Annotated in this window: 16 protein-coding genes; 3 read left to right on the forward strand and 13 right to left on the reverse strand. The window is 34.9% G+C overall.

Features of this window, described 5'->3' with window-relative positions; translation table 11 throughout:
* Positions 1-299: 299 nt before the first annotated feature.
* The 3 genes from ltrA to ACYQ3D_RS06470 form a co-directional block, all read right to left on the reverse strand.
* Entirely contained in the window at positions 300-1,406 is a 1,107-nt protein-coding gene (ltrA, locus tag ACYQ3D_RS06460) for a group II intron reverse transcriptase/maturase (protein WP_459835761.1), read from the reverse strand.
* 842 nt (positions 1,407-2,248) lie between these two features.
* Positions 2,249-3,406 carry a divergent polysaccharide deacetylase family protein gene (locus ACYQ3D_RS06465; RefSeq protein ID WP_459837207.1) on the reverse strand — a complete coding sequence of 386 codons (1,158 nt, stop codon included), beginning with the start codon at positions 3,404-3,406 and terminating at the stop codon, positions 2,249-2,251.
* 15 nt (positions 3,407-3,421) lie between these two features.
* Complete coding sequence (locus tag ACYQ3D_RS06470; protein ID WP_459837210.1) at positions 3,422-4,627, reverse strand: S41 family peptidase; 1,206 nt, start codon at positions 4,625-4,627, stop codon at positions 3,422-3,424.
* A 337-nt stretch (positions 4,628-4,964) separates the two neighbouring features.
* On the opposite strand from ACYQ3D_RS06470, the gene ACYQ3D_RS06475 reads away from it, so the two are divergent.
* The 3 genes from ACYQ3D_RS06475 to nrdD are packed head-to-tail and all read left to right on the forward strand — an operon-like array spanning position 4,965 to position 7,881.
* On the forward strand, positions 4,965-6,989 hold the full coding sequence (locus ACYQ3D_RS06475) for a ribonucleoside triphosphate reductase (RefSeq protein ID WP_459837212.1): 2,025 nt from the start codon (positions 4,965-4,967) through the stop codon (positions 6,987-6,989).
* Positions 6,990-7,004: 15 nt separating this feature from the next.
* Positions 7,005-7,700: an anaerobic ribonucleoside-triphosphate reductase activating protein gene (locus ACYQ3D_RS06480; RefSeq protein WP_459837214.1), complete on the forward strand. Its 696-nt coding sequence runs from the start codon at positions 7,005-7,007 to the stop codon at positions 7,698-7,700.
* 22 nt (positions 7,701-7,722) lie between these two features.
* Positions 7,723-7,881, forward strand: coding sequence for an anaerobic ribonucleoside-triphosphate reductase (nrdD, locus tag ACYQ3D_RS06485; RefSeq protein ID WP_459837217.1), 159 nt, complete (start codon positions 7,723-7,725; stop codon positions 7,879-7,881).
* Between the two features lie 150 nt (positions 7,882-8,031).
* Here the strand turns inward: nrdD and ACYQ3D_RS06490 are convergent, their stop codons facing one another.
* The 10 genes from ACYQ3D_RS06490 to trpB all read right to left on the reverse strand — a co-directional run bounded on the left by ACYQ3D_RS06490 (position 8,032) and on the right by trpB (position 17,341).
* The gene (locus ACYQ3D_RS06490; protein WP_459837219.1) at positions 8,032-8,262 is read right to left on the reverse strand and encodes a thioredoxin family protein; all 231 of its coding nucleotides are present in this window, start codon (positions 8,260-8,262) and stop codon (positions 8,032-8,034) included.
* Positions 8,263-8,408: 146 nt separating this feature from the next.
* Entirely contained in the window at positions 8,409-9,383 is a 975-nt protein-coding gene (locus ACYQ3D_RS06495) for a permease (protein ID WP_459837221.1), read from the reverse strand.
* Positions 9,384-9,386: 3 nt separating this feature from the next.
* Positions 9,387-9,704 (reverse strand): ArsR/SmtB family transcription factor, encoded by a 318-nt coding sequence (locus ACYQ3D_RS06500; protein ID WP_459837223.1) that lies wholly within the window; start codon positions 9,702-9,704, stop codon positions 9,387-9,389.
* Positions 9,705-9,897: 193 nt separating this feature from the next.
* Entirely contained in the window at positions 9,898-10,371 is a 474-nt protein-coding gene (locus ACYQ3D_RS06505) for an FxsA family protein (RefSeq protein ID WP_459837225.1), read from the reverse strand.
* A gap of 130 nt (positions 10,372-10,501) precedes the next feature.
* Positions 10,502-12,256 (reverse strand): pyruvate kinase, encoded by a 1,755-nt coding sequence (gene pyk / locus ACYQ3D_RS06510; RefSeq protein ID WP_459837227.1) that lies wholly within the window; start codon positions 12,254-12,256, stop codon positions 10,502-10,504.
* 17 nt (positions 12,257-12,273) lie between these two features.
* On the reverse strand, positions 12,274-13,278 hold the full coding sequence (gene pfkA / locus ACYQ3D_RS06515; protein WP_459837229.1) for a 6-phosphofructokinase: 1,005 nt from the start codon (positions 13,276-13,278) through the stop codon (positions 12,274-12,276).
* Positions 13,279-13,307: 29 nt separating this feature from the next.
* Positions 13,308-14,285, reverse strand: a complete 978-nt coding sequence (accA, locus tag ACYQ3D_RS06520; RefSeq protein ID WP_459837231.1) for an acetyl-CoA carboxylase carboxyl transferase subunit alpha — start codon at positions 14,283-14,285, stop codon at positions 13,308-13,310.
* Positions 14,285-15,172 (reverse strand): acetyl-CoA carboxylase, carboxyltransferase subunit beta, encoded by an 888-nt coding sequence (accD, locus tag ACYQ3D_RS06525; protein WP_459837233.1) that lies wholly within the window; start codon positions 15,170-15,172, stop codon positions 14,285-14,287. The genes accA and accD overlap by 1 nt, the downstream gene beginning before the upstream one ends.
* A gap of 179 nt (positions 15,173-15,351) precedes the next feature.
* A complete protein-coding gene (gene trpA, locus ACYQ3D_RS06530; protein ID WP_459837235.1) occupies positions 15,352-16,155 on the reverse strand; it encodes a tryptophan synthase subunit alpha in 804 nt (267 codons plus the stop codon).
* The gene (gene trpB / locus ACYQ3D_RS06535) at positions 16,148-17,341 is read right to left on the reverse strand and encodes a tryptophan synthase subunit beta (RefSeq protein WP_459837258.1); all 1,194 of its coding nucleotides are present in this window, start codon (positions 17,339-17,341) and stop codon (positions 16,148-16,150) included. The genes trpA and trpB overlap by 8 nt, the downstream gene beginning before the upstream one ends.
* Positions 17,342-17,377: the final 36 nt, after the last annotated feature.

Here is a 17,377-nt window from a genome sequence, read left to right on the forward strand (position 1 = left end):
TTAAAAGTTATAGTGGTTTTGATTTTGAGTTTGAAGATTTTGATTTAGCCCACAGCTCACGACACATGACTCACGACTGTGTCACCTATGGTGACACAATATATCAATATTATTCAACTATTTACTAAGATAAATAACTACTTTACTGACACTAATAAAGTAGGACCAGCTTCACAGCTGGGACCCCTTATCAAACTGCACGAACGGTTTTCCCGTATACAGCTTTCGGTTATTGGTGCTCCATATCAGAGAGTAAGTCAGCGACTCTATGTTACCATAGATGTATATTTCACTCTCGATTACAGCACATCAGTAAGCAGTGAATCTAGTCCTTCTTCTCTTAAAAACTTATTCGATAAGCGATAATTCTGATGAATTATCGCTTTCTTTCCTTCTATGAAAGAACGTATTCTCATTCTTATCCATTTATCTAATTTCCTATATAATGTTTTGATATTGCCTATTTTAAAGTAATGTCCCCAGCCTTTTAGTACTAAATTTAACTCATCAATTATTATTTCCAATTTCTGAGGTCTATTTCTTCTAGTTATATCTCTTATTCTATCTTTAAAGTTATTTATTGCTCTATCTCTTGGACTTTTATAATACCAATGATGAAATCTAAATCCTAGAAATTTAAACCCATCATAAAAGTTTGTTATCACTGTCTTCTCAGGATGGAGTTTTAATTTTAATTCATTTTCTATTATCTGACGAGTTACTTGTAATGCTCTTTTGGCTTTATCTTTACTTTTGGTCAATACTACAAAATCATCAGCGAAGCGAACTAGTTTATATCCCCTTCGAGTCATCTTCTTATCAAAGTAATGTAAATAGATATTAGCTAATAAAGGAGAGATCACACCTCCTTGAGGTGTTCCTTCTTTAGTCTCTTTTCTTCCTTCTTCGGTCATGACTCCTGCAGTTAGCCACGATCTAATTAAGTCTAATACCCATCCATCACTTATATATTCTACTATAAAATCCATTAATAAATCATGGTTTATAGTATCAAAATAAGATTTTATATCTGCATCTACTACCCAATCGTAACCTTGCTGTTTATATTCTTCTATTTTCTCTATTGCATCATGGGTTGATCTGTTAGGTCTGAATCCAAAAGAACATTCACAAAACAATCTCTCAAAGTATATTTCTAAGATTTGTTTGACTGCTTGTTGGGCAATCCTATCTTTAATTACTGGAATCCCTAGTGGTCTCTTTTCTCCATTTTCTTTTGAGATATACGTTCTTAGTACTGGTCGTGGCTCATATCTATCCTCTCTTAACTGCCTATATAATTCTTGCATATTCAGTTTATAGTTATTTCTATATTCATTGATACTTACATTATCAATTCCACCACAACCACCATTAGCCAGCACTTTTTGTCCTGCCTTATGCATTCGCCATTTATCTGTGATTAAATCTTTCAGACTGTATAAGGTTCGAAAATTTTTTTCACCTATCCTAATTTCACTACTTACCAGTTCTTTCTTTCCTGTCTCGATATCTTAACCCTTATCTTCATAGTACTCCTAAGCACGTCTTTAGGCTCTCACCAATCGCACCTCTTAGTTCACTACTACTTAAGTCATGGTATTCCCTAAATTCATCATATTTTCAGTTATTATTTCCTGTCTATATTTCTTTTAGAGCTCACTATCTTTAATAGCGTCTAAACCATTCTTATTAAGATATCATTGACAGTCTATTCTTAACTTCAATAACCTGACTATCCTTCACTGTAATCAACTTTCATTGATTTTTTTCGCTACTATGATAGCTTCTGAACTCTAATATATCCTCACTCTGGCTTTCCCATTTTAGGTTATACCATCATTTATCTCTATAGATTTCTATACAGAACTATATTAGAGACTCCTCTGGTCAATTACGAAAACTATTATAGCCATCCCAACCATAATCACACCTAGTAATTCGACATGGACACTCTCGTTATCTCGCTTTTTATCCAGAGCCACCTGCATCCCCCAAGTCGACATTGGACTTCTTCATTTTTATGGTGAATCGCCACTACTAAATGCCACCGACGGTTCACATATTGTTTTAGGCTGACTATTCACCTCAAACTCTTCAGATTCTATCTCACGATAGACACCCTGTTACTATTGGTTTCACACACCGATACGACGAAAACAGCATGGATAGAATTCTCATCTACTATTTTCATAATCTACAGAGCACACATAAAGAAAAAGCACCTTAACAAAGTAAGGTGCTTAAATCAATCAACTAATTGAGAAGCATGAACTAACTTTATGCCCCAGTCTTCTAGTTGAGGAATCGTCTCTTTTAAAACTTGGGCTGTATTCTTCTTCACATGACCAATCACCACTAATTCTTCCTTTTCGAGAGCAATCTTTCCTAATCGCAATATCATTTCTTCTATCTTGTTTTGCTGGTCAATATTATCAATAAAGAGATAATTAACTTCTGTTGATAACTTATGATCTCTAGCCATCTCAAAACCTACTGACTGACCAGAAGTACTACTATCTACATAATATAGTCCTCGCTTTTTTAAGACTTCTACTATTGTTCTCATTACTCGTTTATTAGCTGATGCTTTAGAGCCCATATGATGATTGATGCCTGTAACTTCTGGTAATTGATCCAAATTATCCTCTAAAGTAGTCTTGATTTCCTGGTCACTCATTGAAGTATTTATAGCTCCAGAACCGGGATCAGCTACAGCATTTAACGGTTCTAAAGGTTGGTGTAAAATCAACTCTTGACCTGCTTCAGCTACCAATTGAGCATCATATTCAGAATAAGGACGACCAGGTAAAACTGCTAACGTCAAAGGTCGCTCAATACTTAATAACTCTGTAGTCCCAGCCCGATTAAAACCTAAGTCATCAATAATCACAGCCATTTTAGCAGCTGGAGGTTGTTGGACAAACTCTAATTTATGAGTTACAAGATCTAACTCTCGTTGAGCTGCTAAGCCTAATTTAACAGTCAGTTTGTTTTTTTCTTCTTGTTGCCAACTAGTACTAATCACTAAAAAATCTTCTTCTAACTGACTAATGATCTTTTTACGATAGCTGGATAATAGTTTACCCTGCCGACCAAATAGAGGGACTTCTAACTTACGATGGTTATAATCCCAGCTAAACTGATAATCATTAGTCACTTTCTGACGTTCTTTTTCTGTAACCAATAACTCTTGCGACTGATCTAGATCCAATCTTGCTAATATCTGATCTACTTTTTTATCTATCTTACTTACTTCCGATTCGTAATCTACTTTAATATTAGACTCTGTTTTATCTTCTGGCTTATCCTGGTCAGTTACTGGTTGACTCTGTTGGGTACAAGCTACTACCAGACTAACCAACAACAAACTAACTAATAAAGCACTTATTTTTTGCCACCTCATCAACCTAATTCCTCTCTAGTTTAGTTTTTGCTCTAACACCTTAATTGCTTTTTGTAATTGTTCATCTTCTTCTGTATCAAGATTTTGTTCAACTGTTATATCTGGATTAATACCTTCGTGATTAATATATCTATCTTCAGGCGTATAATACCGCTGAGTAGTTAATTTAACTGCTGAACCATCTGGTAGAGGTACTACACTCTGGACTACTCCTTTACCAAATGTCTTTTCCCCAATTACAGTGCCTCGCTTGTGATCCTGAACAGCTCCTGTTACAATTTCTGAAGCACTAGCACTACCTTTATTAGTCAAGACAACTAACGGAGCAGCAGTAGCATCAATTTTATCTGTTACAGAATAAGTTTTTTTATTTCCTGCTCTATCTTTAATATGAACCACTGGTCCTTGATCTATAAAGTTACTAGTCACTGTCCGAGCCTGAGTTAAAATACCTCCGGGATTATTCCTTAAGTCTAAAATAAAAGCTTGAGCACCTTGCTTATGTAACTTATTAATCCGCGTGGAAACTTTAGCTCCTGCTTCTTCTACAAACTGGCTTAATCTAATATAACCTATTTTCTCTTGCTTTAATTCTGAAGTTACATAAGGCACTTCTACTTCTGCCCGAGTAATCCCTAACTCCAACTCCTTCACTTCTGGTGCATCATCTTTGTTCTTTTCTAACTTACGTTTGATTTTTAAGTTTACATCAGTACCAGCTGGCCCCTTCATCCGACTAACTGCCTTCTTCATTGTCATATCTGCAGTAGCTTTACCATTAATCTCCATAATCTGATCACCAGCTTGAAGGCCAGCTTCATCTCCTGGAGTACCAGCAAAAGGAGATACAACTGTTAGTTGGTTATTCTTCATTGTAATTACAATCCCGATTCCACTATACTCACCAGAAATTTCTTCTTTCATATTCTCGTATTCTTCAGGTGAAAAATAAACTGTATATGGATCCTCCAATGAATTTAATAAACCATCAATAGCTCCTGTAATTAACTTATCAACATCAGGTTTCTTTACATAATTTTTCTTAACCACATTTAAGACAAGATATAACTTCTTGAGTGGATTTAACTCTTGAGTTTCTTCTTGTGAGTTAACTATTTGATCATCAGCTTGCACTTTATGAAAGAAAAAGCCTGTCATTCCGGCAGCAAATAACATAACTATTATTAATAAAATGCCTAATCTACGTTTTGTTTTGGACATCAATTAACCCAACCTTTCTTTATTTAACTAGTAGTTAAGTTAATTGTATCACTCATCTTTTTAATTCGCAAATAGAATAAACTAGGAAGATTGAATTCTTATAAATATTATTATTCTAAAAAAATACTAATCATGAGATTGAACTTTTTTACTAGATACGTTACAATCAATACTGCTCTAGATATAAAATAAAAAAAACAGTTTGAGCTAGAAAAAGAAGCTTAAATCCTCTTCCACCTACTATATATTGTGTTATTCAAGGATAAATGCACTATATATAGTTGACATCCACTCCAAAATAAGATAAAATCGTCATTGTCGCAAAGGAGGCAGATTAATGAGCATTGATTATATTAAAAAACGTGACGGTAGACAAGTTACTTTTAAACAAGAAAAAATTAAACAAGCAGTTATTAAAGCTAGTCAAGCAGTAAATCAAGAAAGACAACAATTAGCTACAGAAGTAACCCAAGAAGTGGTATCTCATTTAAAAATTATTGCTAAATCGGACCCTGTTCCTACTGTAGAACAAATCCAAGATTTAGTAGAAAAAACTCTAATAGATAAAGGTAAATCTGATATAGCTAAATCTTATATCCTTTATAGAGATCAACATGCTAGATTAAGAAATACGGAAGAATTATTTAATGATGCTATTGATACAATTGATGATTATTTAGACCGTAGTGACTGGAAAGTAAATGAAAATAGTAATATGGGCTATTCTTTGCAAGGACTCAATAATCATATTTCCGCAGAAGTTACTGCTCAATACTGGCTACAAGAAATCTATCCTAAAGAAGTTAGAGAAGAACATAAATCCGGTTCCTTACATATTCACGACTTAGACAATCTTTCTGTCTATTGTTGTGGCTGGAATCTAAAAGATCTATTATTAAATGGTTTTGGAGGAGTCTCTACTAAAGTAGAAAGTGCACCTCCTAAACACTTTAATACTGCTCTAATGCAAGCAGTTAACTTTCTCTATACATTACAAGGTGAAGCAGCAGGAGCAATGGCCTTCTCTAATTTTGATACTTACTTAGCACCATTTATCCACTATGATGATTTAAGTTATAAAGAAATTAAACAAGGTATGCAAGAATTTATCTTTAACTTAAATGTTCCTACTAGAGTTGGTTTCCAAACTCCATTTACAAATATAACTATGGATTTAAATGTACCACAGATGATGCAAGATGAACCAGTAATCATTGGTGGCGAATACCAAAACGAAACTTACGGAGAATTTGAAGCAGAGTTAGATATGTTTAATAGAGCCTTTGCTGAAGTTATGTTAGAAGGGGATAAAAAAGGTCGGGTTTTCTCTTTTCCAATTCCTACTTATAATATCACTGAAGATTTTGACTGGGATAATGAAGTTTTAGAACCAGTCTGGGAGATGACAGCTAAATACGGAATTCCTTATTTTAATAATATGGTTAATTCGGATATGGATCCCGAAGATGTCAGAAGTATGTGCTGCCGATTGCGCTTAGACAATACAGAACTTCGTAAGCGTGGTGGAGCTCTATTTGGCTCTAATCCTATGACCGGATCCATTGGAGTAGTTACTCTTAATATGCCGCGGATTGGTTATCAGGCAGAAGATAAAGAAGAATTTATTGATCGAGTTTATGAACTAATGGACTTAGCTCAAAAGAGTTTAGAGATCAAGCGTAAAGTGCTAGAAAGATTAACTGATAGAGGATTATATCCTTATAGTAAATTTTATCTACGTGAAGTTAAAGAACGTTTCGATGAGTACTGGAAAAATCACTTTAACACAATTGGCCTTAATGGCATGAATGAAGCCTTACTTAACTTTATGGGCCAAGATATCAGTACTCCAGCAGGTAGAGAATTTGCTATAGAAGTTATGGAAGCAATGCGAGATAAATTGGTGGAGTACCAAGAAGAAACAGGTAATATTTACAATCTAGAAGCTACACCAGCAGAAGGTACTTCTTATCGCTTTGCTAATTTGGATAAAAAGAAATTTGGTAATGAAATTATCTGTGCTAATCAAGAACGCGTTAAAACAGAAAATGCGGATCCATATTATACCAATTCTACTCAGCTTCCTGTTGATTATACAACTGATATCTTTGAAGCATTCCAATTACAGGATCCATTACAAAAATTATACAATGGGGGTACGGTTTTACACGGTTTCTTAGGAGAAAGAATGCCTTCAAATGAAAGCACTAAAAAATTAGTCCGTAGGTTAGCTAATAACTTTGAACTACCATATTATTCAATTACACCTACTTTTAGCATTTGTCCGAAACATGGTTATCTAGCTGGAGAGCATGAATACTGTCCTAAATGTGATGCTGAAATAGGTTATAAAGAAGAATAATAAAGGATTGATACTATGAAAATAGCCGGTGTGCAAAAGACAACCTTAATTGATTATCCTAGAGAAATTGCTAGTATTATCTTTACGCAAGGATGTAATATGAAGTGTCCTTACTGCCATAATCCTAATTTAATTGCTTCTGCTAAGGAGGAACAAGATTTTATACCACTAGATGAAATATGGCACTTTATAGACCACAGAAAAGAATTAATTGATGGTATAGTCATTACAGGTGGAGAGCCTACATTACAACCAGGATTATTTAATTTTATAAACCAAGTTAAAGATAAAGGGTTAAAAGTTAAGTTGGATACCAATGGCAGTAATCCAGAATTGCTTTCTAACTTAATCAATCAAGAACTGCTTGATTATATTGCTATGGATGTTAAAGCTCCTTTTTCTAAAAACGAATTAATTATAGGTAAATCAGGATTTGAAAGTTCCATATCTAAAAGTATTGAAATAATAAAAAACTCAATTATAGACTATGAGTTTCGTACTACTGTTGTGCCCACTCTTCATGATGATAAAATAATTGATGAAATTGGTAAATTAATTAGTGGGGCTAACCAACATTATATTCAAAATTTCAGACCTAAAAATACCTTAGATCCAAAATTTCTTGAGGTCAAAGAATTTCCTCCTACAAAACTAGAGGAGTTTAAAAACATATTGCTTGAATATGTTGAAGAAGTCTTGATTAGAAATTAATCTTTAAAAGGAGGTGTTTTTGATGAGCAATAATAATGAAAATGAAGAAAGAACTAGATGCCAGACATACTCCCGCGTCGTCGGGTTCATTACTCCTACAGAGAACTGGAATACCGGCAAGTTAGAAGAGTTTAAAGATAGAGTTACTTATGATGAAGCATTAAAAACTGCATCGGAATAACTGGTTTTATAAGACCATTGAGATTAAAGGTAAACTTCCTATATCTCAATGGTCTTATGTATTTATAAAAGAAATTATCTTTATGAAAATATCGTGATAGTAAAGACTTACAGAAATAAGAGAGGGCCAACTAGCCCCCTCTACTAAAAACTACTTAAGTAATTCTTTAATTTCATCTTTATTAGGTACTCTACCTTTAACTTTAACCTTACCATCAATACCTAATCCTGGGGTACTCATCACACCAGCTTTAGCTATTTCAGCTGCGTCTTCTACCTTTTCTACCTCAGCATCAATTCCTAACTCCTCAACAGCAGCTTGAGCATTTTCTGCTAAACTAACACAATTACTACAACCTGGACCATAAACAGTAATTTTCATGATTAATCTCCTCCTTTTATTAATTAATTTACAATTTAGAATTGACAATTGACAATTAAAATTCCTTAAACCCATTATAAATCAAAAGATTATACAGTTTTGACTTTTAATTGTAAACTGTCAATTGTCAATTATCAACTATTATACTACATTGCTATATTAAAAGCTAAATCAACAAAATTAAACATATAACCAACCCCTACAATGGCTGCTCCTACTACTGCAATAAAGATTCCAATCAATTTAGGTTTAATCACTTTTCTTAAAATCACCATCTGTGGTATAGATAAGGCTACAGTAGCCATCATAAAACTCAAAGTAGTTCCTAGTGCTACTCCTTTATTCAATAAAGCTTCAGCAATAGGAATCGTTCCTGCAGCATTAGAGTAAAGTGGAATCCCTAATCCAACTCCTATCAGTACTGCCAAAGGATTATTTTGGCCCGCATACTGAGCTAATAACTTTGCTGGCGCATAACCGTGAATTAAGGCTCCAATACCAATTCCGATAATTACATACTTCCAGATCCGACTTACTATATCCTTGACTTCTCCTTTAGCATACTCAATTCTTTCTTCCCAACTCATCTCTTCTTCTTCAGTATTATCTCCATCAGCTTCTATCTGATATACATACTCTTCTACTTCATCTTCTAATCCTAAAATTCCAATCACTATCCCACCAACAATTCCTACTGCCATCCCACTTACTAAATATAGTGTACCAATTTTCCACCCAAATAATGAGTACAACATCACTAAAGCTATTTCATTAACAATTGGGGAAGTAATCAAGAAGGAAAAAGTTACTCCGAGTGGAATCCCCGCTTCTACAAAGCCAATAAAGATTGGTACTGTAGAACAAGAACAAAAGGGACTAACTACCCCCATTACTGAAGCCACAAAATTACCTACATATTTATTCTTATGACTTAACACTTCTCTTGTCTTCTCGGGAGAAAAGAAACTCCGTACAATAGAAATAAAGAAAATCATTACTGACAATAGAAATAATATCTTAGTAGTATCATAGACAAAGAAATGGACTGACTCACCTAAACGAGTAGCCTGATCAAATCCTAACCAATTATAAACTATTAAATCAGCCAACGCTTTAATCATTTTCTAATCCTCCTCTATTATATCTTCTCTAGTTTCATCTATTTGTTTGACTATAATATTTTTAGCCAACTGTAAAATCTCTAAAATCCCTTCACCTTTTAATTTATAATAAACCTGCAAGCCATCTTTTCTACTCTCAACCAAGTTAGCATTCTTTAATTTACTCAAGTGCTGAGAAATATTAGGTTGACTTTGTTCAAGCTCTTCATAAATAGTACAGACACATCTTTCCCCTTCTTTTAATAATTCTAGAATCCGGATTCTAGTTGGATGGGCCAACGCTTTAAATAATTCACTCTTTAACTTAGGAAGTAAAGACATTTGGGCTCCTCCTCTAATATAATAATATTCTAATATAGTTATATTTGTGTTAAAAAAACTGATTAATTTTATAAGTATATAACTAATTTCTAATATAATTATACAGATGAATTCTCTATTTGTCAAGAAAATAGAGAAAAAAGGCCCAACTCTCTCTTCTTCTCTGGTCAGCTAAATCTTTTAGATTATTTAACTAATCCTCATCTATTTCTTCGTAATCCTCTATAATTATATCTTCTTCAATCTCCTCTTCCTTTGGTTCTTCTTTAGTCTCCTGCCAGCGCTGATTATAATTATAATCTTCAATTATTATTTTATCTTTTATTTTCCGTTTAACCAACCCTTTAATGCCCTCTCTAGTGCCTGGAATAATCAAAACAAAACCTGTAATATCAGTCAATAAGCCTGGCGTTAATAATGTTACTCCCCCAATTAAGATTAATAAACCATCTAATAAACTATCCTTAGGTAGTTGGCCCTGGTTTAAATTCCGCTTTACTTTAGAAATAATAGCCAAACCTTGCTTTCTAGCTAAGGAAACACCAACTATTCCTGTTCCCGCTACTAAAATAACAGTTGGTAAGAACCCAACATACTCTCCTACTTTAAGTAAAAAAGCTAATTCCAATAAAGGCACTACAGAAAAAAGTAACAATAATCGTACCATATCAATCACCTTCTTTATTAGTAGTTAATAGTTATGAGTCATGTGTCGTGTGCTATGTGCAGTCTGCCAGTTCAAAATCTAAAAATAAAAAACACGCAGCATTAAATGCTGCGCATTTTTATATTCTAATCTATAAAATTTTAGCTTCTCCTCTATAAATTAATCCGCGAATACTATCAATTGTTACTAGATCACCATCTTGTAATTTGTTTCCTGCATTAGAAACTCCTACTATAACTGGAATATCTAACTTCAATCCTTTAATAGCTGCATGAGAAGTTAAACCAGGATTTTGGGTAATCAATCCTGTTGCTTTCTTAAGAGCAGGTAGATAATCATCATTTGTTTCTGGTGTTACTAAAATATCACCTTGTTTGATTTTTTCTCTAGCTTCACTAGCATTTTGTACCATGCATACTTTACCGCTTGCAGCTTTATTACCGACACCTACACCACGAAGGGCAACTTCTCCTACAATTTCTACTCTTAATAAATTAGTAGTTCCTGGAATACCAGCTGGAGCACCAGCAGTCATAACTACTAAATCACCATCTTCTACATAATTAGATTCCTTAGCAGCAGAGATCGATTCTTCAATCATTTCGTCAGTCGAATCAGTCAGATCTGATAAAACTGGCTTCACACCCCACGATAAAATCAACTTATGAAAGACTCGCTTACTAGGAGTTACTGCTACTACTGATGCATAAGGTCGATGCTTAGATACCATTCTAGCTGTATAACCAGACCTAGTGGAAGTAATAATTGCAGAAGCCCCTAATTCATAAGCTGTCTTACAAGTACCATAACTGATTGAATCAGTAATAGTTTTAGCAGGATTCAATGTTTCTCTATCTAATAATTGTCTATATTTTAATGATTTTTCAGTTTCTATAGCAATATTAGCCATTGTTTCAACTGTTTTAACAGGATAATCTCCCATAGCAGTCTCCCCAGATAACATTGTTGCATCAGTACCATCATAAATAGCATTAGCAACATCACTAGCTTCCGCTCTAGTAGCTCGAGGATTATCGATCATAGATTCTAACATTTGGGTAGCCGTAATAACTGGCTTGCCAGTCCTATTACATTTATTAATCATCATCTTCTGAGCAGCTGGTACCTTTTCAGCTGGGATTTCTACTCCTAGATCACCACGAGCTACCATTAATCCATCAGCTACTTCTAAAATTTCATTAACATTTTCTACACCTTCTTGATTTTCAATCTTAGCAATAATATGCATGTCAGCATTATGTTCTTCTAGAATCTCTCTAATAGCTAATACATCAGCAGCTTTACGGACAAAAGAAGCTGCAATAAAGTCTACTCCTTGTTCAATACCAAACTTAATATCCTGCGCATCCTTATCAGTAATTGCAGGTAGACTAACAGAAACTCCAGGTAGATTAACCCCTTTTTTAGAACCTAACTTTCCTCCATTAATCACTTCACACACAACATCAGTTTCGTTAATTTCTATAACCTCAAGACCAATCAATCCATCGTCAACTAAAATTGTATCACCAATCGACATATCTTCTGGTAACTGATTATAAGAAACAGAAACTCGATTACTATCCCCTTTAATATCTTCAGTTGTTAAAGTGAATTCTTGGCCTGTCTCTAAGAAAACATCTTCGTCATTCTTTAGCTCTCCTATTCTGATCTCTGGCCCCTGAGTATCTAGTAATAAAGCAACTGGTTCTTCTTTTTCTTCTGATAAATCTCTAATCTTATCTATCTTAGCTCCATGCTCTTCAAAATTACCATGGGAAAAATTAAGTCGGGCTACATTCATCCCCGCATCAATCAAATCTGATAATGTTTCTCGGTCATCACTAGCAGGACCGATTGTACAGACTATTTTTGTTTTTCTCATTAATAATTCCTCCTTAATTAAGTTAAAATCTTAGCTAATTTGTATAATTCCATATCTAGCTTTTTATTTCCTTGAATTGCTTCTTCAATAGGAGCTACTTCTACTTGATTATGAATTAAACCAACCATTTTATTACTTTCCTCAGCTAATAATTGGCTAACTGCAGCAGTTCCTAATCTACTAGCTAATAATCTATCACGACCAGTTGGAGTACCACCACGCTGAATATGACCTAAAATTGTTACTCTAGTCTCAAACCCGGTTCGTTCATTAATCTCTCTACCTACAACAAAAGCAGGACTTTCATCAGGATTTCTATTAGTTTCAAAATCTATATCACCAAATTCTACTCCCTCAGCCACTAAGATAATACTATGAATCTTACCTGCTTCATAATCTTTTTGGACTTGTTCACAAACCTCATTCATATCAAAGTCCACTTCAGGTACTAAGATTGATTCTGCTCCCCCAGCCAATCCAGCAGCTAAGGTTAAGAATCCAGAGTGCCGGCCCATTGCTTCAATTACAAAAGCACGCTCATGAGAACTAGCAGTATCCCGAATTTTAGTAATAGCATCAATAATTGTATTCATAGCAGTATCGTAACCAATACAATCATCAGTACAAGCAATATCATTGTCAATAGTAGCCGGAATCCCAATAGTCTGAATACCTGTTTCTTCACTTAATAACTTAGCTCCTGTAAAAGAACCATCACCACCAATTACTACTAACCCTTCAATTCCTTCATCACGTAACTTTTCAGCAGCCTTTTGGCGGCCTTCCTTAGTTCTGAATTCATCACAACGAGCAGAACGTAAAAAAGTTCCTCCGCGCTGAATAATATTTCCAACAGAATCGCGAGTTAGATTAGTAAAATCACCGTCAATTACCCCCGCATAACCCCGTTTGATTCCTATAACTTCAACATCTTCACTAAGGGCTTTCCGAACTACTGCTCTAACAGCAGCATTCATACCTGGGGCGTCCCCCCCACTAGTTAAAACTCCTATCTTATTCATTATATAACCTCCCTAATACTTAGTACTCATTATTCAGTAATTTCTTCTTCTGCTTGCTTTTTAACTTGGCCCATCTTTCTAAATTTTTCGTATCTTTTCTCTAATAATTTTTCTGTATCAAGGCTTTGTAATTTATTAATTTCTTGTAAAATTCTCTCTCGCAATAATTGAGCACTACGTTGATAATTTTTATGTGCTCCTCCAGGAGGTTCAGCAATCGTATCATCTATAATATTTAACTCTAATAAATCTCTGGCTGTCAAGTTTAATGCTTTAGCAGCGGCTTCAGCTTCATCTGCATCCTTCCACAGAATACTAGCACAGGCCTCAGGACTGCATACAGAATAATAAGTATATTCTAACATAAATACTCTATCACCAACACTAATACCTAAGGCTCCACCACTACCTCCTTCACCAGTAACTACTATAATAATTGGAACTGATATTCCTGTCATCTCCATCATATTTTCAGCGATTGCTACAAATTGTCCCCGCTCTTCAGCTCCTATACCAGGATAAGCACCTGGAGTATTAATTAGGGAAATAATAGGCCGCCCAAATTTTTCTGCTTGCTTCATCAATCGTAAAGCCTTACGGTATCCCTCTGGATGAGCCATCCCAAAGTTACGCTCAATATTTTCTTTAGTACTCTTTCCTTTTTGATGACCAATAATGGTAACTGGAGTACTATTTATCTTTCCAATCCCTCCTACTAGAGCCTTATCATCACTAAATTCTCTATCTCCATGCAATTCAATAAAATCTTCGCATATCAAATCTATATAATCTAATGTTGTTGGACGTTCAGGATGCCGAGCAATTTTTAAAATTTCCCATGGCTCTAAATCAGAAAATATTTCGTTACGTAACTTATCAGCCCTATTTTTTAGCCGCTCAACCTCATCACTTAAATCAATATCTTTTTTCTTCATGAAACTATTCAACTCATTAATCTTTTCTTCTAATTCAATCAGAGGTTTTTCGAAATCTAAATGTTTACCCATTATTTGTCACCTCTAGGATAATGAAGATCTATAATTTTATCAATTAAATCTTTCAATTCAGATCTATTAACTACTTTATCTACCATTCCATGCTCTTCTAAAAATTCAGATGTTTGAAAACCTTCTGGTAATTCTCGATTAATAGTCTGCTTAATTACTCTTGGTCCTGCAAAACCAACTTTAGCTCCTGCTTCTCCAATATTAATATCTCCTAAGGAAGCAAAACTAGCTGAAATTCCACCATAAGTAGGATCAGTTAAAACAGAAACGAATAATCCTCCAGCCTGGTCAAATTTATGTAATGCAGCACTTGTTTTAGCCATTTGCATCAAAGAAAGCATACCCTCATACATTCTAGCACCACCGCCACCACCAGCTACAATTACTAGCGGTAAGTCCTCATCTAAAGCTCGTTCAATTGCTCTAGTTACTTTTTCTCCTACTACTGAGTTCATACTGCCCATCAAAAACCTAGAATCAAGAGCAGCTAAAGAAGTTCGATAACCATTTAATTCTCCAATTCCTTCTATTATAGCATCTTTGAGTCCTGTCTTATCCTGGTACTTATCAATCTTTTGCTCATAATTAGGAAAATCTAGTGGATTACCTGGTTCTAAATCACTATCGTATTCTTCAAAGACACCTTCATCTACCAATAAAGAAATTCTTTCAGTAGCAGTTAGCCTAAAATGAAATCCACACTCAGGACACACTTTTAAATTCTTAGCCAACTTTTTATTGAAGATGATTTCCTCACACTCTTTACACTTGGTCCATAAATCATCTGGCATTTCTTTTTTATCTGTATCCTCTTCTTTACGACGAGAAGGTCGGTTTTGTTCTACAGTTACATACTTTGATTTGCTGCTAAATAGATCTTTTAACAAATCTTAGCACCCCATTCTATTATACCTATACTTATTATTAACAAAACTACTATACAAAACACATTAAACATAAAAAATGACCAGCCCATAGACACTGCTGGTCATATTATAACACAAAATACTCAAAATGCAACTTGCTTAACATTATTTTCAAAATTTTATACCTAACTTAGATCTCTTTATTTTAATGGTTCCTTTAACTCTCCTACAAATTCTCCTACCTGCTTAACCAAATCATAACTACTTTCAGGTACTAAATCCAGATTAGCTTCTATCCGCTTAATAATAGCACTCCCAACAATCACTCCCTCAGCAAAACCAGCTACTTCCTTTACATGTTGAGGAGTAGAAATACCAAAACCTACTGCTACAGGAGTAGTAGTTTCTTCTTTAAGTTGTTGGACAACTGCTTCTATCTGAGTAGATACTTCGGCTCTAGCCCCTGTAGTCCCAAGAGTAGATACTGCATAGATAAATCCTTCCGAAGAAGTAGCTACTTTTTTAATTCTTTCTTCTGGACTACTAGGAGCCACTAGTAAAATAATATCCAACTGGTTACTATAACTTCTTAACTCCTGGCCTTCACCTAAGGGTAAATCAGGAATGATCACCCCATCAACTCCTACTGTTTCACACTTAGTAACAAATTCCTCTAAACCATAATTAAAAATTGAATTATAATAGCCCATTAGAATAAGTGGTATTTCACTTTCTTGTCTGATCTCAGTTACTAAAGTAAATATATCACTTAAGTTAGTCCCCTGGGCCAAACTACGCTGCCCTGCTTGTTGAATAGTTGGCCCGTCAGCTAAAGGAGTAGCATAAGGAATTCCTAATTCAATTATATCTGCTCCCTGAGTTTCAGCTTCTAAAACTAACTCTTTGGTCAGCTCTAATGTAGGATCTCCAGCCATTAAAAAAGGAATAAAGGCTTTAGCCTCCTCTTTCTGTAAACTACTAAAAGTATCTTGAATCCTACTCATTAAGTTCAACTCCCAATTCATCTGCTACTGTATAAACATCTTTATCGCCCCGACCAGAAAGGTTAACAATAATTACTTGATCCTGATCTAATTCCGGGGCCAACTTCCTAATATAAGCAAGAGCATGAGAACTCTCTAAAGCAGGGATGATTCCTTCTACTTCGGATAATAATTGGAAAGCCTCTACAGCTTCATCATCAGTAATAGATTTATAATCTGCTCGCCCACTATCTTTTAAATAACTATGCTCCGGGCCAACTCCTGGGTAATCCAAACCAGCCGAAATAGAATGTGCCGGTTGAATCTGACCTTCTTCATCCTGGAGGACATAACTTTTAAAACCATGTAAAATACCCTTACTTCCTTCTGTCATCGTAGCAGCATGCTTGGTAGTATCAACACCTTCTCCAGCTGCTTCTACACCAATCATTGCAACCTCTTCCTGATTAACAAAAGGATGGAATAAGCCTATAGAATTACTGCCCCCACCTACACAAGCAACTAAATAATCAGGTAATTGGTCTTCAGCTTCTAAGATCTGTTTTTTAGCTTCTTGACCAATAACTGCTTGGAAATCACGCACCATTGTTGGAAATGGATGAGGCCCAACTACCGAACCAATAATATAGTGGGTATTCTCCACAGTCTGAACCCAATTTCTAATTGCTGCATCTACAGCATCACTCAAAGTAGCTGTTCCTTGAGTAACAGGAGTAACCTTGGCCCCTAATTGCCTCATTTTAAATACATTTAATTGTTGTCTTTCTATATCCTCTGCGCCCATAAAAATCTCACAATCCAGGCCAAACATAGCAGCTGCTGTAGCTGTAGCTACTCCATGTTGCCCGGCTCCAGTCTCAGCAATAATTCTTTCTTTCCCCATCTTATCGGCTAATAAAATCTGACCAATAGTATTATTGATCTTATGGGCTCCAGTATGATTTAAATCCTCGCGCTTAAGATAAATTTTAGCTCCACCTAATTTTTTTGTTAACCGCTCGGCATAATATAACGGGTTAGGCCGCCCTACATATTCCTGTAGATAATAATCCAACTCAGCTTGAAATTCTGGATCATCTTTTAATTCTTCATAAGTTTCCTCTAATTCCTCTATAGCTGGAATCAACAACTCCGGAACATACTTGCCACCAAATTCACCAAATTTACCATTCTGATTCATATCCATTGCCATTAGCATCAACCTCCTTATTAATTTACAATT

Source organism: Halanaerobaculum tunisiense (genome assembly GCF_054657635.1).